Source organism: Micromonospora sp. NPDC049102, from assembly GCF_043197485.1.
GTDB lineage: Bacteria > Actinomycetota > Actinomycetes > Mycobacteriales > Micromonosporaceae > Micromonospora.
Window position 1 is genome coordinate 1 of sequence record NZ_JBICTE010000006.1, and the last position, 26,309, is coordinate 26,309.

Annotated in this window: 22 protein-coding genes and 1 pseudogene; 12 read left to right on the forward strand and 11 right to left on the reverse strand. The window is 72.3% G+C overall.

Annotated features, from left to right (window positions below):
• Nucleotides 1-73: 73 nt before the first annotated feature.
• From ACGFH9_RS08760 to ACGFH9_RS08770, 3 genes are all read right to left on the reverse strand, one after another.
• Complete coding sequence (locus ACGFH9_RS08760) at nt 74-229, reverse strand: hypothetical protein (protein WP_393217021.1); 156 nt, start codon at nt 227-229, stop codon at nt 74-76.
• Between the two features lie 71 nt (nt 230-300).
• The gene (gene panB, locus ACGFH9_RS08765; RefSeq protein WP_355241435.1) at nt 301-1,146 is read right to left on the reverse strand and encodes a 3-methyl-2-oxobutanoate hydroxymethyltransferase; all 846 of its coding nucleotides are present in this window, start codon (nt 1,144-1,146) and stop codon (nt 301-303) included.
• 117 nt (nt 1,147-1,263) lie between these two features.
• Nucleotides 1,264-3,021 (reverse strand): NAD+ synthase, encoded by a 1,758-nt coding sequence (locus tag ACGFH9_RS08770; protein WP_393217022.1) that lies wholly within the window; start codon nt 3,019-3,021, stop codon nt 1,264-1,266.
• Between the two features lie 237 nt (nt 3,022-3,258).
• Between ACGFH9_RS08770 and glnA (ACGFH9_RS08775) the strand changes: the two genes are divergently transcribed.
• The 4 genes from glnA (ACGFH9_RS08775) to ACGFH9_RS08790 all read left to right on the forward strand — a co-directional run bounded on the left by glnA (ACGFH9_RS08775) (nt 3,259) and on the right by ACGFH9_RS08790 (nt 6,406).
• Nucleotides 3,259-4,608: a type I glutamate--ammonia ligase gene (gene glnA / locus ACGFH9_RS08775; protein WP_355241440.1), complete on the forward strand. Its 1,350-nt coding sequence runs from the start codon at nt 3,259-3,261 to the stop codon at nt 4,606-4,608.
• An 87-nt stretch (nt 4,609-4,695) separates the two neighbouring features.
• Entirely contained in the window at nt 4,696-5,121 is a 426-nt protein-coding gene (locus ACGFH9_RS08780) for a DUF350 domain-containing protein (RefSeq protein WP_393217023.1), read from the forward strand.
• 48 nt (nt 5,122-5,169) lie between these two features.
• Nucleotides 5,170-5,862 carry a WYL domain-containing protein gene (locus tag ACGFH9_RS08785; RefSeq protein WP_355241446.1) on the forward strand — a complete coding sequence of 231 codons (693 nt, stop codon included), beginning with the start codon at nt 5,170-5,172 and terminating at the stop codon, nt 5,860-5,862.
• A gap of 169 nt (nt 5,863-6,031) precedes the next feature.
• On the forward strand, nt 6,032-6,406 hold the full coding sequence (locus tag ACGFH9_RS08790; protein ID WP_355241449.1) for a VOC family protein: 375 nt from the start codon (nt 6,032-6,034) through the stop codon (nt 6,404-6,406).
• Between the two features lie 265 nt (nt 6,407-6,671).
• Here ACGFH9_RS08790 and ACGFH9_RS08795 read toward each other — a convergent pair whose 3' ends face one another.
• The 3 genes from ACGFH9_RS08795 to ACGFH9_RS08805 form a co-directional block, all read right to left on the reverse strand.
• A complete protein-coding gene (locus ACGFH9_RS08795; RefSeq protein ID WP_393217024.1) occupies nt 6,672-7,166 on the reverse strand; it encodes a hypothetical protein in 495 nt (164 codons plus the stop codon).
• Nucleotides 7,167-7,310: 144 nt separating this feature from the next.
• The gene (locus ACGFH9_RS08800; RefSeq protein WP_393217025.1) at nt 7,311-7,778 is read right to left on the reverse strand and encodes a hypothetical protein; all 468 of its coding nucleotides are present in this window, start codon (nt 7,776-7,778) and stop codon (nt 7,311-7,313) included.
• A gap of 163 nt (nt 7,779-7,941) precedes the next feature.
• A complete protein-coding gene (locus ACGFH9_RS08805; RefSeq protein WP_393217026.1) occupies nt 7,942-8,877 on the reverse strand; it encodes an LD-carboxypeptidase in 936 nt (311 codons plus the stop codon).
• Between the two features lie 102 nt (nt 8,878-8,979).
• Between ACGFH9_RS08805 and ACGFH9_RS08810 the strand changes: the two genes are divergently transcribed.
• The 5 genes from ACGFH9_RS08810 to mptB (ACGFH9_RS08830) all read left to right on the forward strand — a co-directional run bounded on the left by ACGFH9_RS08810 (nt 8,980) and on the right by mptB (ACGFH9_RS08830) (nt 18,356).
• Nucleotides 8,980-9,747, forward strand: coding sequence for a type 1 glutamine amidotransferase (locus tag ACGFH9_RS08810; protein WP_393217027.1), 768 nt, complete (start codon nt 8,980-8,982; stop codon nt 9,745-9,747).
• A complete protein-coding gene (locus ACGFH9_RS08815; protein ID WP_393217028.1) occupies nt 9,747-12,767 on the forward strand; it encodes a bifunctional [glutamine synthetase] adenylyltransferase/[glutamine synthetase]-adenylyl-L-tyrosine phosphorylase in 3,021 nt (1,006 codons plus the stop codon). The genes ACGFH9_RS08810 and ACGFH9_RS08815 overlap by 1 nt, the downstream gene beginning before the upstream one ends.
• The gene (locus tag ACGFH9_RS08820) at nt 12,760-14,385 is read left to right on the forward strand and encodes a hypothetical protein (protein WP_393217029.1); all 1,626 of its coding nucleotides are present in this window, start codon (nt 12,760-12,762) and stop codon (nt 14,383-14,385) included. Before ACGFH9_RS08815 ends, ACGFH9_RS08820 begins: the two co-directional genes overlap by 8 nt.
• Before the next feature lie 1,074 nt (nt 14,386-15,459).
• Complete coding sequence (gene mptB, locus ACGFH9_RS08825) at nt 15,460-16,860, forward strand: polyprenol phosphomannose-dependent alpha 1,6 mannosyltransferase MptB (protein ID WP_393217030.1); 1,401 nt, start codon at nt 15,460-15,462, stop codon at nt 16,858-16,860.
• Between the two features lie 14 nt (nt 16,861-16,874).
• Complete coding sequence (mptB, locus tag ACGFH9_RS08830) at nt 16,875-18,356, forward strand: polyprenol phosphomannose-dependent alpha 1,6 mannosyltransferase MptB (RefSeq protein WP_393217031.1); 1,482 nt, start codon at nt 16,875-16,877, stop codon at nt 18,354-18,356.
• Nucleotides 18,357-18,697: 341 nt separating this feature from the next.
• Here mptB (ACGFH9_RS08830) and glnA (ACGFH9_RS08835) read toward each other — a convergent pair whose 3' ends face one another.
• Nucleotides 18,698-20,122, reverse strand: coding sequence for a type I glutamate--ammonia ligase (gene glnA / locus ACGFH9_RS08835; protein WP_393217032.1), 1,425 nt, complete (start codon nt 20,120-20,122; stop codon nt 18,698-18,700).
• A 260-nt stretch (nt 20,123-20,382) separates the two neighbouring features.
• On the opposite strand from glnA (ACGFH9_RS08835), the gene ACGFH9_RS08840 reads away from it, so the two are divergent.
• Nucleotides 20,383-20,781: an RDD family protein gene (locus ACGFH9_RS08840; protein WP_355624690.1), complete on the forward strand. Its 399-nt coding sequence runs from the start codon at nt 20,383-20,385 to the stop codon at nt 20,779-20,781.
• Nucleotides 20,782-20,842: 61 nt separating this feature from the next.
• On the opposite strand, the gene ACGFH9_RS08845 is transcribed toward ACGFH9_RS08840, so the two are convergent.
• The 3 genes from ACGFH9_RS08845 to lipA form a co-directional block, all read right to left on the reverse strand.
• Nucleotides 20,843-21,526, reverse strand: a complete 684-nt coding sequence (locus ACGFH9_RS08845; RefSeq protein ID WP_393217033.1) for a DUF4191 domain-containing protein — start codon at nt 21,524-21,526, stop codon at nt 20,843-20,845.
• An 89-nt stretch (nt 21,527-21,615) separates the two neighbouring features.
• Nucleotides 21,616-23,226: a hypothetical protein gene (locus tag ACGFH9_RS08850; RefSeq protein WP_393217034.1), complete on the reverse strand. Its 1,611-nt coding sequence runs from the start codon at nt 23,224-23,226 to the stop codon at nt 21,616-21,618.
• A gap of 53 nt (nt 23,227-23,279) precedes the next feature.
• On the reverse strand, nt 23,280-24,275 hold the full coding sequence (lipA, locus tag ACGFH9_RS08855) for a lipoyl synthase (RefSeq protein ID WP_393217035.1): 996 nt from the start codon (nt 24,273-24,275) through the stop codon (nt 23,280-23,282).
• A 153-nt stretch (nt 24,276-24,428) separates the two neighbouring features.
• Between lipA and ACGFH9_RS08860 the strand changes: the two are divergent.
• A pseudogene (locus ACGFH9_RS08860) lies at nt 24,429-25,022 on the forward strand (amino acid--tRNA ligase-related protein); the annotation flags it as partial.
• Nucleotides 25,023-25,183: 161 nt separating this feature from the next.
• Nucleotides 25,184-25,297 (forward strand): hypothetical protein, encoded by a 114-nt coding sequence (locus tag ACGFH9_RS08865; protein ID WP_393217176.1) that lies wholly within the window; start codon nt 25,184-25,186, stop codon nt 25,295-25,297.
• A 306-nt stretch (nt 25,298-25,603) separates the two neighbouring features.
• Here ACGFH9_RS08865 and lipB read toward each other — a convergent pair whose 3' ends face one another.
• A complete protein-coding gene (lipB, locus tag ACGFH9_RS08870) occupies nt 25,604-26,245 on the reverse strand; it encodes a lipoyl(octanoyl) transferase LipB (protein WP_393217036.1) in 642 nt (213 codons plus the stop codon).
• Nucleotides 26,246-26,309 lie beyond the last annotated feature (64 nt).

Here is a 26,309-nt window from a genome sequence, read left to right on the forward strand (position 1 = left end):
CCGACTGCCCCTCAGCTTCACCCTCCTGCCGCGACAGGACGGCGGTGGCGGTCTCTCACCTCCACTCGATCAATCAGCGCCTCACGGCGCACGTGGGCGTCGCACCAGCGCGGCGGGCGGTCACAGCGGCGTCGAGCGCAGCCACCAGGTCATGCTCCGCGAGAGCCCAGACGGGCGCGGCGGCGGATGCCGCCACCGCGCCCCGCGCCTGCGCCAACTCGTCGATCACCGTCCGAGGCTAGAGCAGGTGTACGACAGTTCCAGTGGTCATGATCAATGACGGCCGCGTGGCGGTCCGCGCTAGAAGGTGTGCTCGGCGGCCGGGAAATCGCCGCCGCGGACCTCGTCGGCGAAGCGGCGGGTGGCGTCGGTGAGGACGTCCGCGAGGTCGGCGTACCGCTTCACGAAGCGCGGCGCCTTGCCGGTGCGCAGGCCGGCCATGTCCTGCCAGACCAGCACCTGGGCGTCGGTGTCCGGGCCGGCGCCGATGCCGACCGTGGGAATGGGCAGCTCGTGGGTGATCTGCTTGGCCACCACGCCCGGCACCATTTCCAACACCACCGCGAACGCGCCGGCCTCGGTCACCGCCCGCGCGTCGGCCAGCACCTCGTCGGCCGTGTCACCCCGCCCCTGCACCCGGTAGCCGCCCAGCGTGTGCTCGCTCTGCGGAGTGAAACCGATGTGCGCCATCACCGGGATGCCGGCGCCGACGATCGCGGCGATCTGCGCGGCGCACCGTCGGCCGCCCTCCAGCTTCACCGCGTGGCAGCCGCCCTCCTTCATGAACCGTACGGCGGTGCGCAGCGCCTGGGCCGGGCCCTCCTCGTACGAGCCGAACGGCAGGTCACCGACGACGAGGGCCTGCCGGGTCGAGCGCACCACGGCCCGTACCAGCGGCAACAGGTCGTCGGCGGTGACCGGCAGGGTCGTCTCGTAGCCGAACACGTTGTTCGCCGCGGAATCGCCGACCAGCAGCACCGGTACGCCGGCCCGGTCGAAGATGCCCGCCGTGTACTGGTCGTACGAGGTGAGCATCGGCCACCGTTCGCCGCGCTCCTTGGCGGCGATCAGGTCGCGGGTGCGGACCCGCCGGGTGACCGGGCCGCCATACAGCGCGGTCACCTCGTGCGGAGTGGACTCGATCATGACTGTCTCCCTTCCTCGAGGCCGCCTGCGCGGTCCCCGGGCTCCGCCGATCGTCGCACCGCGCGACAGCCTGGCGGCAGGGCCCAGTGGAAGATGTCACTCGGGAGCCGTACGACGTCAGCCGTGCTCGCGCCACCGGTTCGTGATCGGCAGTCGACGGTCCCGGCCGAACGCCTTCATGGAGATCTTCGTGCCCGGCGCGGACTGGCGTCGCTTGTACTCGGCGGTATCCACCAGTCGCAGCACCCTGTCGACGACGGCCGGTTCGTGGCCCGACTCGACCAGCCCGTCGCGGCCCAGGTCGCCGTCGACGTACCCGATGAGGATCGGGTCCAGTACGTCGTAGTCGGGCAGGGAGTCGCTGTCGAGCTGGCCCGGGCTCAGCTCGGCGCTCGGCGGCTTGCCGATCGAGTTCTCCGGGATCGGGGCGGTCTCGCCGCGGCGGGCCGCGTCCGCGTTGCGCCACTTCGCCAGACGCCACACGAGCGTCTTCCAGACGTCCTTGATCGGGTTGAAGCCGCCCACCGAGTCGCCGTACAGGGTGGAGTAGCCGACCGCCAGCTCGCTCTTGTTGCCGGTGGTCAGGACCAGGTGGCCCTCCTGGTTCGACAGCGCCATCAGGATGACACCGCGTACCCGGGCCTGAAGGTTCTCCACGGCGATCCCGGACAGCGACAGATTGGCCAGGAAGGCGTCCACCATCGGCTGGATCGGCTCGACGCGGTAGTCGAGCCCGGTGCGCTTGGCCAGGTCGGCGGCGTCCTCACGGGAGTGCTCGGAGGAGTGCTGACTGGGCAGCGACACACCGACCACCCGGTCCGGGCCGAGCGCGTCGACGGCGAGGGCGGCCACCACCGCCGAGTCGATGCCACCGGAGAGGCCGAGCACCACCGAGGCGAACCGGTTCTTGTTGACGTAGTCGCGCAGGCCCAGCACCAGCGCGTGCCAGACCTCGGCCTCGTCGGCGACCGGCTCGATCAGCCCGCCGGTGACGGCCGGGCCGGACGGCGCGGGCGGGATCGCCTCCACCATGTGGTAACTGATCCGCATGCCGTCCGCGACGCTGTCGCTGCCGGGGGCCGTGGTCGCGGCCGGCAGCTCGACGTCGTGCACGAGCAGGTGTTCGACGAACTGCGGGGCACGGGTGAGCAGTTCGCCGTCGGGGGCGACGATCATCGAGTCGCCCTCGAAGACCAGCTCGTCCTGGCCGCCGATCATGTTGATGTACGCGATGGTGGCGTTCGCCTCGGCGGCCCGGCGGCGGACCAGCGGCAGGCGGATGTCGTCCTTGTTCAACTCGTACGGCGAGCCGTTGATGTTGACCACGAGGCCGACGCCGGCCTGCCGGGCGGCGGTGAACGGCCCACCGGCCTGCCACAGGTCCTCGCAGATGGTCAGCGCGACGTCCACCCCGCCGATCCGCACGACGGTCAGCTCCGCGCCGGAGACGAAGTAGCGGTCCTCGTCGAAGACGCCGTAGTTGGGCAGGTGGTGCTTGAAGTAGCGGGCGACCACCTCGCCCCGGTGCAGCAGCGCGGCGGCGTTGCGGGCGCCCCGCCCCGGCTCGGCGTCCCCGCTGACCTGCGGCGGACCGTCGGCGTCCAGGTAGCCGACCACGACCGGCAGGTCACCGAGGCCGTCGTCGGCGAGGTCGGCCGCGAGCTGCCGCACGGCGGCCTGGGACGCGGCGACGAAGGAGCGCCGGAAGACCAGGTCCTCGACCGGGTAGCCGGTCAGCATCATCTCCGGGAAGAGCACCAGCTGGGCACCGGCGCCGGCGGCCTGGCGGGTCCAGCTGCGGACCAGGTCGGCGTTGCCGACGAGATCGCCGACGCTCGGGTTGACCTGGGACAGGGCGAGACGCAGGGTGGGCATGTCCTCATCTTGCCTCAGCTTCGCCGGGGCAATCCGTACCCTCGGACGAGACGGCGGCCACGTGCGGGCACCGCGCGGCCGTCGTGCCGCATCGGTACCGCTCGGCGGGCGGGACACGAGGGGACGGGCGGCGGCGGTTCGCGTAACGTCTGCGTAACCAGGCCCGGGAACACTGGGCGGTCAGGTCGGGCGCAGCCCGGCCAAGGCGGACAAAGAGTGTCGCGAGGGGTTGGGGAAGTGGACCGTCAGCAGGAGTTCGTCCTCCGTACGCTGGAAGAGCGGGACATCCGGTTCGTCCGGCTGTGGTTCACGGACGTGCTGGGCACGCTCAAGAGCGTCTCGGTGGCGCCCGCGGAGTTGGAAGCGGCCTTCGAGGAGGGCATCGGCTTCGACGGCTCGGCGATCGAGGGCTTCGCGCGCGTCTTCGAATCGGACATGGTGGCGATGCCCGACCCCACCACCTTCCAGGTCTTCCCGTTCGAGGGCGGGGTCAGCGGCGAGAGCGCCCGGATGTTCTGCGACATCCTGCTGCCCGACGGCGGTCCGTCCTGGGCCGACCCGCGCCACGTGCTGCGCCGCGCGCTGTCCAAGGCGGCCGAGAAGGGCTTCACCTTCTACACCCACCCCGAGATCGAGTTCTTCCTGCTGGAGAACGGTCCGCAGGACGGCTCGGTGCCCACGCCCGTCGACACCGGCGGCTACTTCGAGCACACCACCCACGCCGTGGCCCGCGACTTCCGCCGCCAGGGCGTGCTGGCGCTGGAGCGGATCGGCATCTCGGTGGAGTTCAGCCACCACGAGGTCGCGCCCGGCCAGCAGGAGATCGACCTGCGGTACGCCGACGCGCTGACCACCGCCGACAACATCATGACCTTCCGTCACGTGGTCAAGGAGGTCGCCCTCTCCACCGGCGTGCAGGCCAGCTTCATGCCGAAGCCGTTCACCGACCAGCCCGGCAGCGGCATGCACACCCACCTGTCGCTGTTCGAGGGCGAGCGCAACGCCTTCCACGACGGTGGCGACCCGATGAAGCTCTCCAAGGTGGCGAAGTCCTTCATCGCCGGCCTGCTGGTGCACGCCCGGGAGTACACGGCGGTCACCAACCAGTGGGTCAACTCGTACAAGCGGCTCTTCCCGCAGCACCTGCCCGACCGGATCACCGAGAGCCCGGCGTACGTCTGCTGGGGTCACCTGAACCGGTCCGCGCTGGTGCGGGTTCCGGCGTACGGCAAGCCGAACTCCGCCCGGGTCGAGGTCCGCTCGCTGGACTCGGCGACCAACCCGTACCTCGCCTTCGCGGTGCTGCTCGGCGCGGGCCTCAAAGGCATCGAGGAGGGCTACGAGCTGCCGCCGGGGGCCGAGGACGACGTCTGGTCGCTCAGCAGCGCCGAGCGCCGCGCCATGGGGTACGAGGCCCTGCCGGAGAACCTCGCCGAGGCGATCGACGTGATGGCCGAATCCGAACTGGTCGCCGAGGTGCTGGGCGAGCACGTCTTCGACTTCTTCCTGCGCAACAAGCGGGCCGAGTGGGAGCAGTACCGCCGCGAGGTCACCCCGTACGAGCGGCAGCGTTACCTGGCGCTGTAGGCGCGGGCTGACGCGGTCGCCCGCTGCCGCTATCGTCTCGATCACCGCGCCGGTACCCCTTCCGGGCGGAGATTCGGGAGGCAGTCGGTGCTGGAGGACCTGCTCAGCGGTGCCTGGCAGAGCGTCGTGTTCGGGGTCGTGGGCGTCGGGCTCATGGCTGCCGGGTTCGGGCTCGTCGACCTGCTGACACCGGGGCGGTTGCGGGAGCTGATCTGGGTCGAGCGCAACGCCAACGCGGGGCTGCTGCTCGCCGCCAACCAGCTCGGCATCGCCGGCATCGTCTTCACGGCGATCCTGACCAGCTACAGCGACTTCGCCAAGGGGCTCGCCTCCACCGTGGTGTTCGGGCTGCTCGGGCTGGCCATCATGGCGCTGGCGTTCTTCGTCCTGGACCTGCTGACCCCGGGCAAGCTCGGTGAGGTCATCTGCTCGTCCGAGCCGCACCCGGCGGCCCGGGTCAGCGCCGCCACGCACTTCGGCGCCGCGCTTATCGTCTGCGCCTGCATCGCCTGAGCCTGCTTCGCCCGAGCGCAGTCGTACCCCGGTCGTAGCGTGCCGGGCATGAACCGTACGGACCGGCTCTACGCCCTGGTCGAGGAGCTGCGGGCCGTGTCGCCACGGCCGCGCAGCGCCCGCTGGCTCGCCGTGCGCTTCGAAGTGAGCAGCCGGACCATCGAACGGGACATCGGCGCGCTCCAGCAGGCCGGCGTACCGATCTGGGCCGAGCCCGGCCGTACCGGCGGCTACGTCCTGGACCGCGCCCACACGCTGCCGCCGGTCAACCTGACCGCTGCCGAGGCGGTCGCGATGGCCGTGGCGCTGCACCGGCTCGCCGGCTCGCCGTTCGCCGCACCGGGCGCCACCGCGCTGCGCAAACTGCTGGCGGTGCTGCCGGCCGCCGACGCCGCCGAGGCGCACCGGCTCGCCGGCCGGGTGCACCTGGTCGGTGACGGGCCGGCCACGCCCGTCCCGGCCACCGTCGCCCACGCGGTCGCCGCGCGGCGGGTGCTGCGCATCCGGTACGCCGACCGCGCCGGCACCGACTCGCTCCGCGACGTCGAGCCGCTGGGCTACCTCGGCAACACCCACCACTGGTACCTGGTGGCCTGGTGCCGCCTCCGGGCCGAGCTGCGGTGCTTCCGCACCGACCGCATCCGGTCGGTCGAGGCCCGGCCAGAGGTGGTGGTCCGGGACCTCCGCCTGGAGGACCTGGACATCCCGCACGGGCGCGTCCGTGCGCTGAGTCTGGTGTGAGCGCGCGGTCCGGGCGTGTGAGCGCGCGGTCCGGGCGTGTGAGCGCGCGGTCCCGGGCGTCCCACCGGGCCGGGTGATCCGGAAACACCGACAGGACGGTGTCGCGAGCGGCCTCGAGACTGCACCGGAAGCCGGCCGAACGGCCGGCTCGGGAAGACCTGGAGGCAGCATGTCCGCGACGCCCATCACGTGGTTCGAGATCGGCACCGACCGGCCGGAGGAGGCGGAGCGCTTTTACGGCGACCTGTTCGGCTGGGCCTTCACGGAGGAGGGCGGGGCCGCCGGCTCCTACCGGACGACCGGTGCTGGTGGCGACACCGGGATCGGTGGAGCGATCCGGGCGACCGACGGCTCGGCGCCGAACTACACGATCTTCTATGCCGAGGTCACCGACGTGGCGGAGACCTGCCGGCGGGCCGAGGCGGCCGGTGGTCAGGTGCTCATGCCGCCCCGGACCACGCCGACCGGGCTCACGCTGGCCCGGCTGACCGACCCGACCGGCAACCACCTGGGCGTGTTCGCGTCCCCACCCGCGCAGGGCTGACGCCGGTGAGCGGGTGCCCGGCGGCCTGCCAGGCGCAAGGTCGACTCCAGGTCGCCGATGTGGCGGTGTCCGAGTGCGATGGACACCGCCACATCGGCGAAACAGAGTCGATCAACCTGGGTTGATCACCCGCCGGACCCGGTGCTGGTCGCGGGCGGGGCCGCCCGGAGCGCGGCCCAGGCTTGCGGCGCTGATCAACTCAAGATCGTGGAATTCGAAGTATCCGGGACCGCCGGACACCCCGAATTCACGAAGGTCGAGTGGATCAGGCCGGGCCGCCCTGTCCGGCCGGGCCGCCCTGTCCGGCCGGGCCGCCCTGTCCGGCCGGGCCGCCCTGGCCGAACGGGCCGGGGCGGCCGGCCGGGCCGGGGAAGACGCCGGCCTCGACGGCCTTGGTGATGGCGTCGGCCTGCTCCTGGGTGAGCTTGCCGTCCTTGACGGCCTGGTCCAGCCGCTCCTTGAGCGCGGCCTTGCGCTCCTCGGGGGAGTGGCGCTGCGGCCGGTCGGCCGGCCGGTGCTGCTCGCGGATCTTCTCCAGCGCGTCGGTCACCTTGTCGGTGGGCACGCCCAGTTCCTTGGCCAACTCTTCGGCGAACTGGCCCTGCCGGTCGGCCTTGGCCCCGGGCGCCGGGGCGGTGCTGGCGCTCGGCGTCCGGGTGTCGGCGGCGAAGGCGATCGTCGGGGCCGCGATCCCGACGCCGAGGACGCCGGCGGCGGCAAGACCGGCCAGCATGTGCTTCCTACTGATGGTGCGGGACATGCTCTCCTCCAGAAGGCTAGGTGGTACGCGATGTCGTCACCGACAGTGACGGGTGAGCCTGGGTGCGACCCGTGGCGAACCTGTCAGCGGGCTGACAATCGAAGGCGGAAATCGGTTGTGTTGTCGCTTGTCGGGCGGTCAGGGTCAGTCCACCGCCAACGAAGGGACGTACGCCCAGTTGAGAGTCGAGATCCGGGAGATCGCACTCGTCGAGCCGGACGCCGGCCCGTACGGCATCACGGTCGGGCCCGACGGCGCGCTGTGGCTGACGTTGGTCCACGGCGGCGGCATCGCCCGCCTGGACCCCGACGGCTCGGTCCGAACCCACCCGCTGGAGCCGGCCGGCGGCCGCCCGTTGATCATCACGACGGGTCCGGACGGTGCGCTCTGGTTCACCCGCTCCGGTGATGACCGGATCGGTCGGATCACCGTCGAGGGCGCGCAGCGCACGGTCGCCCTGCCGCCCGGTACCGGGCCGGGTGGCATCGCGGTCGGACCCGACGGGGCACGCTGGTACGCGGGGATGACCTCCGACACGATCGGCCGGGTAACCACCGACGGCACGGTGACGCTGTACCCGTTGCCCACCGCGGACGCCGGGCCGGTCGGCATCGCGCTGATCATGAAGTTATTGCCGCGACACGCCGTAGCGAGTGACAACAACTTCATGATCGCCGGGGGCGGGGCGGGGCGGGGCGGGGCGGGGCGGGGCGGGGCGGGGCGGGGCGGGGCGGGGCGGGGGTGGGGGTGGGGGTGGGGGCGGGGCGGGGCGGGGTTACTGGACTGCGGGGGAGACCGTCAGGGTTTGGGTTTCGGTGTCCAGTTGTGCTTCGGTGCCTACCGGGACGGTCAGCTGGTTGGGGCCGTGGCCGATGGGGAGGCCGCCGAGGACCGGTACGCCCAGGTCGCCGAGGCGTTCGGTGAGCACGTCGACGATCGTGGTGTCCCAGCCGTCGCCGCAGCCGGTGAACTGCCCGACCGCCACGCCGGCCAGCCCGTCCAGCGCGCCGGCCCGGCGCAGGTGGGTGAGCATCCGGTCGACCTTGTACGGGGGCTCCTGCACGTCCTCGATCAACAGCACCGCGCCGGTCAGGTCGGGCAGGTCCGGTGTGCCGATCGACGCGGCGATCAGGCAGAGGTTGCCGCCGAGCAGGGTGCCGGTGGCGCGGCCCGGGACGCGTACGCCGAAGGTCTCCTCGGTGGGCACGGCCTCGACGGTCACCGGCTCGGTGGTCATCAGCGCCGCGTGCAGGGACTCGGCGGAGCGCAGCGGCGTCCGCTCGTCCCGCCAGGCCGCCCCGGGGCCGTGCACCCCGGCCAGTCGGGCGCCCCGCCACAGGGCGAGCTGCAACGCGGTGATGTCCGAGAAGCCGGCCACCACCTTCGGGTCACGGCGGATGGCGGCCATGTCGATGGCGTCGACGATCCGCTGGGCGCCGTAGCCGCCCCGGGTGCAGATCACCCCACGGATCTCCGGGTCGGCGAACGCCGCGTTCAGGTCGGCGGCCCGTAGGTCGTCGGTGCCGGCGAGGTAGCCGTGGCGGGCGTACACGTTCGGGGCCGGTATGGGGCGCAGACCCCATCCGGTGAGCAGCTCGACGCCCCGGGCCACCCGCTCCGGCGAGGTCGGCCCGGACGGCGAAACGAGCAGCACCGCGTCACCCGGGCGCAGCACGGGAGGGCGGACGGCGGCGGTGTCCTCGTTGATCACAACCGCAGAGCCTAACCACCGTCGCGGCACGGAGGCCGCCGGCCGGTGGCACGGACCGTGCCGGGACGTGGCGGAGCGCTCGGCACCCGCTAGCCTCGACTGGTGGCAACCGCGCTGGTGATCGAGAACGACCCGACGGACGACGCGCGCCGGTTGGGTGAATGGCTGACCGAGGCAGGGCTGGAGCTGCGGGTGCTCCGCCCGCACGCCGGTGACGAGCTCCCAGCGGACCTTGAGGGGTACGTGGCGCTGGTGGTGCTGGGTGGCGACCAGCAGGCGTACCCGCTGTCGGACGGCGCGCCCGGCGCGCCCTGGTTTCCGGCCGTGGAGGGCCTGCTGCGCAAAGCGGTCCGGTACCGCGTGCCCACCCTGGCCGTCTGCCTGGGCGCGCAGTTGCTCGCCACCGCGCACGCCGGGCTGGTCGAGCGGAGTCCGTCCGGGCCGGAGATCGGCCCCGGCGTCATCGGCCGGCGTGACGCCGCCGAGCAGGACCCCCTGTTCCGGTACGTGCCGCTGATCCCGGACGTGCTCCAGTGGCACTCCGACGAGATCACCGAGCTGCCCCGGGGCGCGACCCTGCTGGCGGCCTCCACCCGCTACCCGCACCAGGCGTTCCGGCTCGGTGACCGGGCCTGGGGTTTGCAGTTCCACATCGAGTGCGACACCGCGATGATCGCCGACTGGGCCACCGACTCGACCCTGCTCGCCGAGTTGGGCTACGACCCGGAGCTGGTGGTCGCGGCCTGCGACTCGGTGATGGTGGACGTCGAGGAGGTCTGGCAGCCGTTCGCCGCCCGGTTCGCCGCGCTGGCCCTGGGCGAGTTGGACGACAGCACGATCCGGCGCGGCCTGCCCCTGCTCGGGCACTGATGAGCCGGCCGACGAGGGCGCCGGGCCGGCTCGCCCGCTACGGCTTCGGCACCGCCGAGGACGACGGTGGCGCCCGCGCGGCGGACCTGCTCGGCCCGGACGGGCTGGGCCTCTGGCAGCTCCAGGAGCAGGAGCCGGTCGACGACACGGCCGGGGAGTTGCTCGCCGCGCTGTCCCGCGCCGCCGACCCGGACCTCGCGCTGCGCCAACTGCACCGCATCGTCGAGGCCGAGAGCCGGATCAGCGCCGCCGGCACCGGCTCGCCACTGCTCGCGGAGCTGCACGCCGACCCCGGGCTGCGGCGTCGACTGATCGCCGTCCTCGGCGCGTCGTCGGCGCTCGGCGACCATCTGGTGGCGAACCCCGAGCACTGCCTGGCGCTGCGCACCGCGCCGGACGGGCTCGCGCCGATCGCCGAGGGTCGACTCGAACTGGTCGGTGACGGCAATCCGGTGGCGGTGCTGCGCAGCGCGTACCGGCTGGCCCTGCTGCGGATCGCGGCGGCCGACCTCACCGGCGGCCGTGCCCTGGAGCAGACCATGGCCGCGCTGTCCGCGCTGGCCGACGCGACCCTGGCCGCCGCGTACGAGATCGCCGTCGACGAGTTGGCGGCCGGCACCGAGCGGCCCCGGCTGGCCGTGGTGGCCATGGGCAAGTGCGGCGGCGGCGAGCTGAACTACGTCTCCGACGTGGACGTGATCTTCGTGGCCGCCGAGGACGCCGACCTGCCCGCCGCGACCCAGGTGGCGACCCGACTGATCTCCGTCTGCGGAATGGTCGCCTGGCCGGTGGACGCCGCCCTGCGACCCGAGGGCAGCCGTGGCCCGCTGGTGCGTACCCTCGCCAGCCACCTCGCCTACTACCGCCGGTGGGCGCGTACCTGGGAGTTCCAGGCGCTGCTCAAGGCCCGCCCGGCCGCCGGTGACCTGCCACTGGCGAAGGAGTGGGTCGACCAGCTCGCGCCGCTGGTGTGGCGGGCCGCCGAACGACCCGAAGCGGTCGAGGACGTCCGCGCCATGCGCCGCCGGATCATCGACAACGTCCCGCCGAAGGAGCTGGAACGCGAGATCAAGCGTGGTCCCGGCGGGCTGCGCGACATCGAGTTCGCCGTCCAGCTCCTGCAACTCGTACACGGCCGTGGCGACGAGACGCTGCGCACGCCCGGCACCATCCCGGCGCTGCGCGCGCTGGTCGCCGGCGGCTACGTCGGCCGCGCCGACGGCGAGTCGCTGCTGCGCGGCTACCGCTTCCTGCGCGCCGTCGAGCACCGGCTCCAACTCCAGGCCCTGCGCCGCACGCACACCGTGCCCACCGAGCCGGGCGCGCTGCGCTGGTTGGCCGCCGCGCTGGGTTTCACGGCCGTACCGGGCCGCAGCGCCGTCGAGAGCTTCCGGGCCGACTGGGTCACCCACGCCACCGAGGTACGCCGGCTGCACGCCAAACTCCTCTACCGGCCGCTGCTGGAGTCGGTGGCCCGGGTGCCCGCCGACGGGCTCCGGCTCACCCCGGAGGCGGCCCGGCACCGGCTGGAGATCCTCGGTTTCGCCGACCCGGCCGGGGCGCTGCGTCACCTCCAGGCGCTGACCGGCGGGGTGAGTCGCACGGCGGCCATCCAGCGGACCCTGCTGCCGGTGCTGCTGAGCGAGTTCGCCGACGCGCCGGAGCCGGACCGGGGGCTGCTCAACTACCGCAAGGTGTCCGACAAGCTGGGCAGCACCCCCTGGTACCTGCGACTGTTGCGCGACGGCGGTCCCGTCGCCCGTCGGCTGGCCCGGGTCCTGGCCCTGTCGCGGTACGTCGCCGACCTGCTCGCCCGCGACCCCGAGGCGCTGCGGCTGCTCGCCGAGGAGAACGAGCTGGCACCGCGTCCGCGTCCGGTGCTGCGGGAGGGTTTCCTGGCGGCGGCGGCCCGGCACACCGATCCGGTCGAGGCGACCCGCGCCGTGCGCGCGTCGCGCCGCCGGGAGCTGGTCCGGGTGGCCTGCGCCGACGTGCTCTGTCGGGCCGGCGCACTGGCACCCACCCCGACCCGGGCGGACGGCGGCACGCGGCCGTCGCCGGGGCTGGCCGACATCACCGAGGTCGGTACGGCCCTCGCCGACGTCACCGACGCGACCCTCGCCGCCGCGCTGCGGGCCGCCCGGGCCAGCCAACCGGCCCCGGAAGGGCTGCGGTTCGCGGTGATCGGGATGGGCCGGCTCGGCGGGTACGAGTCGAACTACCTCTCCGACGCCGACGTGCTCTTCGTCTACGACCCGCCCGCCGGCACCAGCGAGAGCGCGGCCAGCGCCGCCGCGCACGCCATCGCGGAGGAACTGCGGCGACTGCTCGGCGTGCCCGCCCCCGACCCGCCGCTCGGCGTCGACGCCGACCTGCGCCCCGAGGGCCGCCAGGGTCCGCTGGTGCGCAGCCTCGCCGCGTACGCCCAGTACTACGCCCGCTGGTCGCGGGTGTGGGAGGCCCAGGCGCTGCTGCGCGCCCGGTTCGTCTGCGGCGACGCCGACCTGGGCGCCGAGTTCGAGGCGATGATCGAGCCGGTGCGTTACCCGCCCGGCGGGCTGACCCGCGAGCAGGTCGTCGAGATCCGCCGGATCAAGGCCCGGGTGGAGACCGAGCGGCTGCCGCGCGGGGCCGACCCGGCGACCCACACGAAGCTGGGTCGGGGCGGGCTGGCCGACGTGGAGTGGGCGGTCCAGCTCGTCCAGCTCCGGCACGCGGGCGCCGTCCCGGAACTGCGCGGCACGCGTACCCTCGATGCCCTCGCGGCGGCCGAGCGGGCCGGCCTGGTCGACCCGGCGGACGCCGCGGAGATGGCGGCCGGCTGGTCCCTGGCCGCGCAGGTCCGCAACGCGCTGATGCTGGTCCGGGGTCGGGCTGGCGACCAGTTGCCCCGGCACGGGGTGGAGCTGGCGGGGGTGGTCCGGCTGCTCGGCCGCGACGATCCGGGGAGGTTCCTCGACGAGTACCTGCGCACCGGCCGCCGGGCCCGCGCCGCCGCCGAACGGGTCCTCAATGGCTGACACGTCGTCGCGCCCCACCGGGCAGCGCATGGCGGGCACCAGCTGGGCGGCGGCGACCGGGGCCGCCGTGGTGCTGGCTGTCGCGTTCCTCCTCGCGCCGCCGATGGGCACCGACCTCGCCGCCCAGGTCGCCCGCGCCGGGTTCACCGAGCGGTACGGGGCTGCACCTGTGGACTTCGGCTGGTACGGCGGCGTCAACCAGTACGGCTACAGCCTCTTTACGGCGCGGTTGGGCGCGCTGATGGGGGTGCGTCCGCTCGGGGCAGTCGCCGCAGTGGTCGGCGCGGGCGCGCTGGGATGGCTGTTCATCCGCAACCGGGCGCGTCGACCGCTGCTGGCCGGAGTTCTCGGCGCTGTGGTGCTGGTCGGCAACCTGGCGAGCGGTCGGATCACCTTCGCGGTCGGGCTGGCGTTCGGGCTGCTGGCGCTCTGCGCGGTCAGCGCGGAACGCCCACCGCGTTGGCTCCGGTTGATGCTCGCCGTCGCCTGCGCCACCCTCGCGACGGCGGCCAGCCCGGTCGCCGGCCTGTTCACCGGGCTGGCCGGCTCGGCGCTGCTACTTGCCGCCCTGCGTACCGGTGACGGGCCGGGTCGCCCGCTGCCCGGAGGCTGGCGAGCCGAGCGACCGCTGGCCGAGGGACTCGTCCTGGCTGCGGCGCCTGCCGTCACGCTCGCCCCGATCGCATTCGTCTTCGGCAACGGCGGCACCCAGCCATATTCGGCCGAATCGATGCGGATCAACGTCGCGCTCGCGGTGCTGGTGGCGGTCGTGCTGCCACGTCGCCGCCGGGTGGTGCGCATCGGCGCGTTGCTCACCGTGCTGCTCCTGGTTGGGGCGTACTACGTGCCCAGCCCGATCGGGTCCAACGCCCTACGACTCCCGATGCTCTTCGCACTGCCCGTGCTGGCCGGGCACCTCGCGTTGCGGGGGCCGTGGCTGGCCGGGCTGCTCGCCGCGACCGTGTGGTGGCAGTCCCCGGTGATGCTGAGCGACGTGACCCACGCAGGTGCCCCGGAGAGCGCCGCGAGCTTCTATCAACCGCTCGTCGCCGAACTCGATAGGCGGCAGCCTGCCGGGCGGGTCGAGGTGGTGCCGTTGCGGGACCACTGGGAGTCCGCGTACCTGCCGCCGACCGTGCCACTGGCGCGGGGCTGGGAACGCCAGGTCGACAGCGATCGTAACGCGCTGTTCTACGACGGCAGCCTGAGCGCGCAGACGTACGAGCGGTGGTTACGCCACGAGGCGGTGACCTACGTGGTGCTCGCCCCGGACGCGCCCGCCGACAAGTGGGGCCGCGATGAGGCCGCGCTGATCCGCGCCGGCCTGCCGTACCTGCGGAAGGTCTGGAGTGAGAAGACCTGGAGTATGTACGCCGTGGTCGATCCGACGCCGCTGGTCGGCGCCCCGGGCAAACTCGTCGCCGCCGATCGCGGCTCGGTCCGGCTGACCGCCACGCCCGGCGACGTGCCGGTCCGGGTGCGCTGGTCACGTTGGCTGTCGTTGAGCGGCCTGGATGGCTGCCTGCGACCCGGCGCGGACGGGTGGACCGAGGTGCGCGCCGATGCTGCCGGCGAATACTCGATCTCCAGCGCACTCTTACCGGTTAACCACTGCTGACCGTCGGATTTGATTTTCGGACTACGCTATGACGCTGCCGAAGCGTCATAGCGTAGTCCGTTTGTGCGGGCCAGTTCGGGCACGGCATGGTCGTGGCGACATCGGTCTGGCGACTTGCGGAGCTACCGGCCTCCCGGCGCACGACTTCTGCTACGGTCCCTAGCCGGGCCAGCCTCCTTTGCCAGATGATTGATCGCGATTTCCCGCAGTTTATCGGACGCTCAAGCGACTACTCAATATTTTTGCCGGGCAGGGTCCGGCCGGTAAATGCGCTAGGCGGTCGCCCATCCGGTGCATTCGCGGTCGGTGTTGTCCGGACCTGCGCACACTCGGAACGAGGTGATAGTGCCGCCCCCCAAGGGGGATTCAGAGCCGCAGCCTCCGCCGCTCCGTCACACGCGGAAACGCTGGTGTGGCTGCTGCTTACGCAACCAGCTCCCCGGCCGGTCAACTCCAGGCAGGCCGCGAATATGGAAAACTGCCGTATGCGCTGACGTTGCACAGTTTGGCGGGCTAGCGGTCGTCCCGCTAGCCTTGCGAAACGTTCCGGGACATCAAGAGACACCGGGTCCGGACTAAGGCCTGTACGGAATGTGATACGGGGGACTGGAATGCCGTGGAGTAGACTGCCCGCTGGTCTTTCCGAAGCGGCGGAGCGTTTGGTGATTGAGCTGCGATTCCTCAAGGACAGCGCTTCATTGAGCCTGACCCGTCTGGGTCAGCGAACTAGTTACAGTAGGTCATCCTGGGAATGATGGCTCAACGGTAAACTGTTGCCGCCTCGACAGGCGGTGGAGCAACTGAGTGCCGTCTGTGGAGGCGACGGAGTCCTACTGACGGCGCTGTGGAAGGAAGCGGCCATGGCGCATGCGGCCAAACCTGGGAGACGGGGCTCAGGTGCTGCCGGGGGAGATAGTGGCCTTCGGTTGCGATCCGATGCCTCGTCCGGGGGCACTTGCCAACTGGCGGCCCGCGTCCGATGCCTCATCAGCGCCCCTGGGTCAGGCTTGAGGGCGATTCCCGGCCGGATGCCTGCCGTTGGCTTCCCGCCGACGTACTGGCAGCATGTCCGGCGTGCCTCACCACCTCGCGCGCTGGACCGGACTGGCGGGATCGGCGTTGCTCGCCGTCGCCGCGTTCCTCGGCGGCGCCCTGCCCGACTCGCCCCTGCGCAGCAACCCGGTCAGCATCTGGCAGGGGCCGAACGGGCCGCTGGTCATCGTCGCCTGGCTGGTCGGCACCGCGCTGCTGTCCTACGCCTGGTGGTCGCTGCGCGACAACGTGCCGTCGACCCGCTGGGCGCTGGTCACCGTCGGGCTCTGGCTGCTGCCGGTGCTGATCGCGCCGCCGCTGGCCAGCCGCGACGTCTACGCGTACGCCTGCCAGGGCGCCAGCTACGCCGCCGGGATCAACCCGTACGAGCAGGGTGTCTCCGCGCTGCCCTGCCCCTGGCTGGACAGCATCTCGTACATCTGGCGGGACACCCCGGCGCCGTACGGGCCGCTGTTCGTCGTGCTGTCCGGCGCGGTGGTCAAGGCCACCGGCTCGCTGACCGGCGCGATCGTGGTGTTCCGGCTGATCGCCGTGGCGGGGGTCGCGCTGATCGCGGTCAGCCTGCCGGTGCTGGCCCGGCGGGTGGGCGTACCGGCCTCGCGGGCGGTCTGGCTGACCCTCGCCTGCCCGCTGGTCGCCGTGCACCTGGTCTCCGGCGCGCACAACGACGCCCTGATGGTCGGCCTGCTGGTCGCCGGGCTGGCCGTGATCGCCTCCCGCCCCGGACGGCCCGGCCCGCTGCTCGCCGGTGGCGCGCTGCTCGGTCTCGCCGCCGGCATCAAGGTGACGGCGCTGGTCGTGGTGCCGTTCGCCGCGCTGGCCGCGATCGTCGGCGGGTACTCGATCCGCGCGTTGATCCGTTACGGCTGTTGGGTGGTCGGCGGCGCGGGCGCCGTCGTGGTCGGGGTGACCTTCGCCGCCGGACTGGACTTCGGCTGGGTCGGCGGGCTGGCCCGCGGCGGTGACGCGATCGCCTGGACCTCACCGTCCACGGCGTTCGGGCAGAGCATCGGCTACCTGGCGGTGCCCTTCGGTGGGCACGTCGACGCGCTCGCAGTCACCCGGGGGATCGGCGTCGCGGTGCTGGCGGTGCTGCTGCTGTGGCTGTGGTGGCGGGCCCGCACGCGGGAGCCGCTGTGGTACGCCGCCGTGGCGCTGACCGCCACGGTCGCCCTCGCGCCACTCTTTCATCCCTGGTACTGGGTCTGGCCCCTCGCGGTTCTGGCGGCCACCGCCCGGCGTACCGGATGGTTCATCGTCGTCGCGCTGGTCGCGTCGTTCCTGGTGCTGCCGGACGGCACCGGACTGCCCCGGTACACCAAGACGGTCGGGGCGCCGCTGATGACGCTGTTGGTGATCGTGCTGGTCGTCCGGTTGGTACGGTCGGCTCGGGCGGCCCGCCAACCGGTCGCCGCCGACTGAGGGAAGGTGTGCCGGTGACCACTCCCGGCGTACCACCGCCGATTCCCGGCCCCCCGTCCGCCCGGCTTGTCCGGTACGTCGGCCTGGTCGGCGCGCTCCTGCTCGCCGTCGCCGGGTTCCTCGGCGGGGCGCTGCCCGACGCCCCGCTCGGCGCGACCCCGGCGTCGATCTGGCAGGCGCCGGGCGGACCGGCGACACTGACCTGCTGGTTCGTCGGCAGCGCGCTGCTCGTCGGCGCGTGGTGGTCGCTGCGCGCCGGTGCGCCGTCGGGCCGCTGGGCGTACGTCACCGCCGGTCTCTGGGTCCTGCCGCTGCTGATCGCGCCGCCGCTGGGCAGCCGGGACGTCTACTCGTACGCCTGCCAGGGCTGGACGTACACGCACGGTGCCGACCCATACACGGTGGGGGTGGCCGCAGCAGGTTGCCCGTGGGTGGAGACGGTGGCACCGATCTGGCGGGACACACCCGCTCCGTACGGGCCGGTGTTCGTCCTGCTCGCCGCGCTCGCGGTGGGCGTCGGCGGCGGGCTCACGGGCACGGTCGTGGCGCTGCGGGTGATCGCGGTGGCCGGGCTGGTGCTGGCGGCGTACTGCCTGCCGTCCCTGGCGCGGGCGGCCGGCGTGCCGATCCGACGGGCGGCCTGGTTGGCGCTGGCCGCGCCGCTGGTCGGCGTGCACCTGGTGGCCGGGGCCCACAACGACGCCGTGATGCTCGGGCTGCTGCTCTGCGGGCTGCTGGTGGTGGTCCGTCGGCCGGGCGGCCCCGCGGCGCTGCTGCTCGCCGGAGTGCTACTCGGACTGGCGGTGACCGTGAAGGCCAGCGCGGTCGTGGTGGTGCCGTTCGCTGTGCTGGCGGGAGCGTCGGGCCGCACGGTGTTTCGGAGCGGCGTGTGGCTGGGCGGCGGCCTTGTCGCCGCGCTGCTGGTCGCCTCGGCGCTGTCCGGACTCGGATTCGGCTGGGTGGGCGGACTGACCCGCAGTGGGGACTCCGAGCAGTGGACGTCGCCGCCCACCGCCGTCGGCATGGTGGTGGACTACGCGGGTGCGCTGGCCGGGCGCGACCCGCAGGCGGTTCCAGTGGCCCGGACGGTGGCGTTGCTGCTGCTCGCGGTCGTGCTGGTGGCGCTCTGGTGGCGGACCTGGAGGAGGCTGCGGGCCTCGGGTGAACCGGTCTCGGACCGCTGCCGGGTGGCGCTGCACGGTGCGGGCCTGGCACTGGTCGCCACGGTCGTCCTGTCCCCGGTCTTCCACCCCTGGTACGCGACCTGGCCGCTGGCGCTGCTCGCGTTGACCGCCAGTCGGACGGCGTGGTTCGCGCTGCCGGCGGCGCTGGCGGCATTCCTGGCGCTGCCCGACGGCACCAACCTCGCCCGCTTCACCAAGGCCCCCGGCGCGGTGGTCATGACCGTGGTGGTCCTGGCTCTGCCGCTGGCCCTGCTGCTGCGCCGTAGTGACGACGGCACCCCACGAAGACGGGTGTCGACGCAGCGGCGTTAGGGCGGGGCCGGATTTGTCGACGCCCGGGTGCTGTCCCCCACCCCGTTGGGGAGGAGGCACCCGTCGAGGCTCATCCTTTGCTCTGCTTCAGCGGAGGCAACACCCGGTGTCCGATTATCGGACGTCAGGTGTTTCCTCTACTGAAGCAGAGCAAAGGATGAGTGGGACACATGCCGTCCCTCCTCGGAGGGGCAGGCCGGGGCACGCCGCTCGCTGGACGTGCCGAGCGCGACCAGACCGAACCCGACCCGACCCGACCTGGCGAAGCGCGAGCGTGCCAATGCGTCTGGGCCGGCTCCGCGAATCGCGGGGCCGGCCCAGACGGTGGTGCGTGTGACTGCTCAGCAGTCGTAGTACATGGCGAACTCGTGCGGGGTCGGGCGCAGACGCACCGGGTCGACCTCGTTGGCGCGCTTCCAGTCGACCCAGGTGGAGATCAGGTCGGGGGTGAAGACGCCGCCCTCGAGCAGGTAGTCGTGGTCGGCCTCGAGCGAGTCGAGCACGGCCGGCAGCGAGCCCGGGACCTGCTTGACGTCGCCCCACTCCTCCGGCGGGAGGTCGTAGAGGTCCTTGTCGATCGGCGTCGGCGGCTCGATCTTGCTCTTGATGCCGTCCAGGCCGGCCATCATCATGGCCGAGAAGGCCAGGTAGACGTTCGCCGACGGGTCCGGCACGCGGAACTCGACGCGCTTGGCCTTCGGGTTGCTGCCGGTCACCGGGATGCGGGTGCAGGCGGAGCGGTTGCGCTGCGAGTAGACCAGGTTGACCGGGGCCTCGTAGCCGGGGACCAGGCGACGGTACGAGTTGACCGTCGGGTTGGTGAACGCCAGCAGCGACGGCGCGTGGTGCAGCAGACCGCCGATGTACCAGCGGGCCATGTCGGACAGGCCGGCGTAGCCGGTCTCGTCGTAGAACAGCGGCTCCCCGTTGAGCCAGAGGCTCTGGTGGGTGTGCATGCCGGAGCCGTTGTCACCGAAGAGCGGCTTGGGCATGAACGTGGCGGTCTTGCCGTTGGCCCAGGCCTCGTTCTTCACGATGTACTTGAAGAGCTGGAGCTGGTCACCGGCGTGCAGCAGCGTCGAGAACTTGTAGTTGATCTCGGACTGGCCGGCGGTGCCCACCTCGTGGTGCGAGCGCTCCACGGTGAAGCCGGTGTCGACCAGGCGGCGCACGATCGAGTCACGCAGGTCGGCGTAGTGGTCCACGGGCGGCACCGGGAAGTAGCCGCCCTTGTAGGCGGTCTTGTAGCCGAGGTTGCCGCCCGACTCGTCGCGGCCGGTGTTCCAGGCGCCCTCGATCGAGTCGATGTAGTAGAACGACTGGTGCGCCGAGGTCTCGTGGCGGATCGAGTCGAAGATGTAGAACTCCGCCTCGGCGCCGAAGTAGGCGGTGTCGGCGATGCCGCTGGCCGCCAGGTACGCCTCGGCCTTCTTCGCGACGTTGCGCGGGTCGCGGCTGTAGGCCTCACGGGTGAACGGGTCGTGGATGAAGAAGTTCAGCGCGAGCGTCTTCTGCGCGCGGAACGGGTCGATGAACGCGGTCGCGACGTCCGGGAGCAGGAGCATGTCCGACTCGTGGATCGCCTGGAAACCGCGGATCGACGAGCCGTCGAACGCGAGGCCGTCGGTGAAGAGGCCGTCGTTGACGGACTCGACCGGCAGGTTGAAGTGCTGCATCACGCCGGGCAGGTCACAGAAACGAACGTCGACGAACTTCACGTCCTCGTTCTTGAGGTATCGCAGGAGTTCCTCGGGATTGGCGAACACACATCCTCCTGGCACGTCCACGGGGTGGCTAGGCTTCTGGCGACGCTAGGGCCGGGGAGTTGCCCGGCCATGTCTTCAGTGTTTCTGCCGTGTTACGTCCCTCGCGGAGCGTCAGGATGCTCCTGTCCGGGCGCTCAACCTGCGGGAACGGCGTACCGGCTGGGTCAGTGTAGTGACACTTGAGGTCATTGGCCCGAATCGGCACGCAGTGGTGACGGCACTCCGAGGGGCCGATCGGGACGCGGATACCCTTGATCGCTGTGACCAACCCGCACGTCCCGGCAGCGCCGGCCAGCGACCCCACCTTCACCCCGCCGAGCCTGGGGCGGCGCTTCGGAGCGCTGATCATCGACTGGGTGCTCTGCCTGCTGGTGGCCAACATCTTCGCCGACCCGGTACGCGACGGCTGGGCGCCGGTGCTCGTGTTGATCCTGGAGTACGGCATCTTCCTCGGCCTGTTCGCGCAGACCCCGGGCATGTACATCACCAAGGTCCGCTGCGTGAACTGGCACGACGGTGGCCGGATCGGCCTGCTCCGCGCGCTGGCCCGGGGCGTGCTGCTGGCGCTCGTCGTACCCGCGCTGATCATGGACGAGCACCGCCGTGGGGTGCACGACCGCCTCGTCGACTCGGTCGTCGTCGACGCCCCCCGCGCCTGAAGCCAGGCTTCACCGAAAAGAGCCGGACCCGCGGGGGTCCGGCTCTTCTACGGTGTACGCGTCAGCGTCGCGGCTGACGGGCGCCGCCCGGGGGCCGCATGTTCTTCGGGATCGTGCCCTTGGGCATCTGCGGACGGGCGGTGAGCGCCTTGAGGCGCTTGTCCAGCGAGTTGACGTCCTTGCCGCTGAGCGCGCGGGGCAGCCGCAGCAGCGTCGTGCGCAGCTTGCGGATCGGCAGCTCGCCCTCCTGCTGGCCGATCACGTAGTCGTGCAGCGGGGCGGAGCCGATGACCTTGGCGAGTCGGCGCTTCTCCTGCCCGAGCAGACCGCGTACGCGCTGGGGGTTGCCCTCGGCCAGCAGGATCACGCCCGGCCGGCCGATCACCAGGTGGACCATGTCCATCTGCGTGGTGGAGCTGACGGCCGGGGTGACCCGCCAGTCGCCGCGCATGTTGTCCATGATCTGCGCCGCCGCCCCGGGCTGCCCCTCGGCGGCGTTCATCATCGCCGCGTTGGACCGCAGGTTGAGCACGATCAGGACCGCGAGCAGGGCGAACAGGATGCCCAGCGGCAGCCAGATCCAGCTCCAGAGGATCACCGCGACCACGGTGAGCGCGAGCGGGATGAGCACCGCCGCGGCGACCAGCGGCGCGAACCACCGGTCCTGCTTGGCGGTGAACTGGAACACCATCCCGATCTGCTTCAGCCGTTGGCCGAACGAGACCTTCTCCTGGGGCTTTGCCATGCCGGAGAGTCTAGTGGTCGCCGTCGCCCGGGTTGATCCGCGTCCGGGTGCCGCCGAGCCCGCCGTCCAGGCGTGACGGCGGGCCGCGCTCAGACGCGCGGCAGGTAGATCCGCCAGCCGTCGACGGTGACCAGGTCGAGGGCGTCCGGTCCCGCGCCGAGTCGCCCGTCGAGCCGAGCAGCCAGCGGTGAGCCGGCCGGCGCGACCCAGGCCGGCGCAGCGGCGGCCTCCACCTCGCGGCGGTACGCGGGGTAGCGGTCGAAGCCGGGGCGCAGGTCGTCGTCCACGACCGCGCAGACCACCTCCTCCGCGGTGGCGAAGGTGAGGCGGTTGCAGGTCCAGTAGCCGGCGCGCACCTGTCGTACCCCGAGGTGACGCAGCGCGGCCACCAGTTCGGCGTGCCGGGCCTCGTCGGACCGGTTCGCCGACGTCGTCCGCGCCGCCTGCGTCGTCGCGTAGGCGGCGGTGAGCAGCGTGGCGGCCAGGACGACCAGCGCGATCGGCCGGGCCGCGGTTGCCCCCGGCCGGGACCGGGCCAGCGCCCAGACCGGCCAGAGCAGCGCCGGCACGGCGATGAGCAGCGTCGACAGGTACCGCGAACTCTCCGCCGGGGTCAGGCCGGAGGAACTGCTCACGGTGTACGCGACGAGGGTCGCCACCGCGGCCAGCACGAGGGCCAGCCGCACCGCTCCCGTGACCCGGGGCGACACCTCGTCCGAGCCGGCCGGGGCGGGTGGGCGGCGCAGGGTCCGCCAGGCGGTGCCGGCCGCGACGACCAGCAACACCGGCAGCGCGTACGCCCACCACAGTTGCCAGGTGGCGCAGGAACCGGGGCCGCAGAACCCCATGCCCAGCGGCGGCCCGACCAGCAACCCGCCGTGCAGCCGGTCCGTCCAGCCGGCGGAGTCGTCGGCACCGCCGGCGGCGAGCACCGCGCTCACCGGGTTCCGGCCGGTCAACAGGCTGTGCGCCAGCAGCGGGGCGGCCCCTAGCAGGACTGCCGCGCCGACGAACGGGCCGGTCCGCCCGCGCAGCTCCCGGTGGCGGAACCCGACAAGCACCGCGCCGGTCGCCACGACGTACGGCAGCACCAGCGGGTCCACCCACAGCATCAAGCCGGCCAGGAACCCCCAGGCGGCCCAGCGTGCGAGTCGCCATCCGGGTCGTCCGGCGGCCAGGTCGACGGCGAGCAGGGCGAGCGCGACCCCGACGGCGTTCATCTCGGGGTAGCCCCCGCCGGCGATGAGCTGGTTCTTGACGACCCGGTCGGCGCCGAGGGCGAGCAGGACGACCACCAGCAGGCCGAACCAGCGGTCCCCGGTCAGCCGTAGCGTCAGCCGCCAGGCCAGCAGCAGGAACAGCGCGTACAGCGCCAGCGTCGGCAGTCGCAGTCCGAACAGGGACGGGCCGGCGAGCGCGACCACCGGCGCGGCCAGGTACGCCTCCAGGGTGCCCATGTACTGCTGGCCGTAGAACCAGACCGGGAACCCCTCGCCCCGGGCGATGTGCAGCGCGGCAAGGCCCATGGTCGCCTCGTCGCTGTTCGTCGGGGGAGTCGCGTGTGCCACCAGCCAGAGCCGGTAGCCGATGCCGGCGAGCAGGGCCAGGGCGGTGAGCCAGCCGAGGAGTCCGAGGCGGACGCCGGGCCGCGGACGCGGTCGGTCCGCGCCGCGCGGCTGGTCGCGTACCCCGGCGGTCATCGCACGATCATGACACCCGGGCGCCGCACGGTCCGTGCGGCGCTGTCGGCGGGTCAGCCGGCGGTGGTCACCGTGGTGGCGGCGCGGGCGTCGAGCGCCTGCTGGTAGAGCCGGCCGGCACGGTACGACGAGCGCACCAGCGGACCGCTCATCACCCCGGCGAAGCCGATCTCCTCGGCCTCCTCGCGCAGCTCCACGAACTCCTCCGGCTTGACCCAGCGGGTCACCGGGTGGTGCCGGGGGGAGGGCCGCAGGTACTGCGTGATGGTGATCAGCTCGCAGCCCGCCTCGTGCAGGTCGCGCAGCGCCTGCGAGATCTCGGCCCGCTCCTCGCCCATGCCCAGGATGAGGTTGCTCTTGGTGACCAGGCCGTCGGCGCGGGCCTGGCGGATCACGTCCAGCGAACGGTCGTAGCGGAACGCCGGCCGGATGCGCTTGAAGATGCGCGGCACGGTCTCCACGTTGTGCGCCAGCACCTCGGGACGGGAGCCGAAGACCTCGGCCAACTGCTCGGGGACCGCGTTGAAGTCGGGAATCAGCAGCTCGACGCCGCAGCCGGGCTGGAGGGCGTGGATCTGCCGGACCGTCTCGGCGTACAGCCAGGCCCCACCGTCGGGCAGGTCGTCGCGGGCGACACCGGTGATGGTGGCGTACCGCAGACCCATCGAGACCACCGACTCGGCGACGCGACGCGGCTCGTCGGCGTCGAACTCGGCCGGCTTGCCGGTGTCGATCTGGCAGAAGTCGCAGCGCCGGGTGCACTGGTCGCCGCCGATGAGGAAGGTGGCCTCCCGGTCCTCCCAGCACTCGTAGATGTTGGGGCAGCCGGCCTCCTGGCAGACGGTGTGCAGCCCTTCGCGCGACACGAGCCCGCGCAGCTGGGTGTACTCCGGGCCCATCTTGGCCTTGACCTTGATCCACGGGGGTTTGCGCTCGATCGGCGTCTCGGCGTTGCGCGCCTCGATACGCAGCAGGCGACGCCCCTCGGGGGCGGCCGTTGCGGTACGCGCTGCCTGGCCGGTCGTCGGCGCGGAGTGCTCGATCGTCACGAAAACGAGCCTACGCCGGATGGTGGCCGTCTATGTACGTCAGGCGACCGGCGTCACGCCGCTGATGTTGTGACGCCGAACACCGGCGAGCCGAAAAAAGGCGTCACACGCCGGCGGTCGGGGTGTTAGCGTCGCCGGCAACAGCGACGCACGGCGCCCGCCGGGGTCGAGCTGACCGACCCGACGGTACGTCCCCTCGGGCCGCCCGCCGTGCCACCGCCGTTCGACCTGTACCGGCCGGCGCTCACCGCGAGTCTGCCCACCCAGCTGGACAACGCGCCCACGGCGCTGCGGCACCCGACCCGGTCGGCCGCGCTGCGGATCTCGGCGGCGGCGGTGGCCGGGTTCCGGGCCGCGCTCGACGCGCGCGACTTCGTGGAGATCCACACTCCGAAGGTGGTCAGCTCCAGCACGGAGAGCGGGGCGAACGTGTTCGCGCTGGACTGGTTCGGCCGGCCCGCGTACCTGGCCCAGTCGCCGCAGTTCTACAAGCAGCTGATGGTCGGCGTCTTCGAACGCGTCTACGAGGTGGGGCCGGTCTTCCGGGCCGAACCGCACGACACCGTCCGGCATCTCGCGCAGTACACGTCGCTCGACGCGGAGTTGGGCTTCGTGACCGACCACCGGGACGTGATGCGCGTACTGCGTGACACCGTGGCGCAGATGTTGGGCACGACGGGCGAGCGGGCCGGCGGCGCGCTGGCCGCGCTCGGTGTCACGCCGCCGCAGGTGCCAGCAGTGCCAGCAAGGCAACCGGTGCCAGGCGTGTCAGTGGTGCCCGTTTGGGTAGGCGGCACCATGGCGTCCGTGCCCATCCCGCACTCTGCGCGAGAGATCACGGACGACCTGGCCCGCCGCATCGGTGCCGGGAGTTCCCGCGCGGGTCGCGCTTGCCAACCTACGATGCGTTGGCCGAGGAGTACGGGTCGGCGAGGCGGACGGTCGCCCGAGCAGTCGACACGCTCAAGGCGCGCGGTCTGGTCGTGGGCGTGTCCGGCTCCGGCGTCTACGTAGCGGAATAGCCTCGATCAGCGACAACCCATGTGCGGAGTGGGCGGGCTCTAGGCCGTGTGTCAAGGTCCTCGGTCGAGCCGAGGGGCGGACGGCGGACACCACGATGAGGGTGATGCCTGTGAGTCATCTTGATGACCCACAGGCATCACGTTCAATGGAGGGGGCGGCTCCGATCCGGCCGGACCACGGGCACGCGAGCGACGGTTCACCAGCGGCCGAAACGGCCGGTCCTCTCGGCCTCCGCAGGCCGGCCAGGGGCTTTGACACACGGCCTAAAGGCGCGGGCCACCTAGGCGGTGGCCGGCGAGTGGTGCTCAGACCTCGACGAGGGTGGCGAGTCGGCGCTCCACCACCGGGAGCACGTCGGCGACGGTGACCGGACGGCCCAGCTCGGCGGTGAGCGAGGTGACGCCCGCGTCGCGGATGCCACACGGCACGATCCGGTCGAAGTAGGTCAGGTCGCAGTCGCAGTTGATCGAGAAGCCGTGCAGCGTGACGCCCCGGGCGACCCGGATGCCGATGGCTGCCACCTTGCGGGCCGGCCCCCGGTCGTCTTCGGGCACCCAGACCCCGCTACGCCCCTCGACCCGGCCGGCGGTCAGCCCGAACTCGGCGCACACGTCGATGAGCAGCTGTTCGGTGCGGCGAACGTAGGCGACCACGTCCACCGGGTCGGGCAGCCGCACGATCGGATAGCCGACGAGCTGCCCCGGCCCATGCCAGGTGATCTTGCCGCCCCGGTCCACGTCGACGACCGGAGTGCCGTCCGTCGGCCGGTCCCACGGCTCGGTGCGCTTGCCCGCCGTGTAGACGCTCGGGTGCTCCAGCAACAGCACGGTGTCGCCGCGCTCGTCCGCCACCACCGACTCGTGCAGGCGCCGCTGCTCGTCCCAGGCGGCCTGGTAGTCGAGCAGGCCGGCGCGGACGGCGGTGAGGCCGGAGATCGTTGTTGTCACGGTGTCCAGCCTAGTCCCGCTCGCGGCGATCTTCCCTGGTGAGCCGCCTCACCAGCGAAGATCA

Coding starts and splice junctions, on each gene's coding strand:
- ACGFH9_RS08820 (WP_393217029.1), top strand. CDS start 12,760: ATGGCTGACACGTCGTCGCGCCCCACCGGGCAGCGCATGGCGGGCACC.
- panB (WP_355241435.1), bottom strand. CDS start 1,146: ATGATCGAGTCCACTCCGCACGAGGTGACCGCGCTGTATGGCGGCCCG.
- ACGFH9_RS08845 (WP_393217033.1), bottom strand. CDS start 21,526: ATGGCAAAGCCCCAGGAGAAGGTCTCGTTCGGCCAACGGCTGAAGCAG.
- ACGFH9_RS08850 (WP_393217034.1), bottom strand. CDS start 23,226: ATGACCGCCGGGGTACGCGACCAGCCGCGCGGCGCGGACCGACCGCGT.
- ACGFH9_RS08815 (WP_393217028.1), top strand. CDS start 9,747: ATGAGCCGGCCGACGAGGGCGCCGGGCCGGCTCGCCCGCTACGGCTTC.
- ACGFH9_RS08785 (WP_355241446.1), top strand. CDS start 5,170: ATGAACCGTACGGACCGGCTCTACGCCCTGGTCGAGGAGCTGCGGGCC.
- ACGFH9_RS08790 (WP_355241449.1), top strand. CDS start 6,032: ATGTCCGCGACGCCCATCACGTGGTTCGAGATCGGCACCGACCGGCCG.
- ACGFH9_RS08770 (WP_393217022.1), bottom strand. CDS start 3,021: ATGCCCACCCTGCGTCTCGCCCTGTCCCAGGTCAACCCGAGCGTCGGC.
- ACGFH9_RS08795 (WP_393217024.1), bottom strand. CDS start 7,166: ATGTCCCGCACCATCAGTAGGAAGCACATGCTGGCCGGTCTTGCCGCC.
- ACGFH9_RS08800 (WP_393217025.1), bottom strand. CDS start 7,778: ATGCCGACCGGCCCGGCGTCCGCGGTGGGCAACGGGTACAGCGTCACC.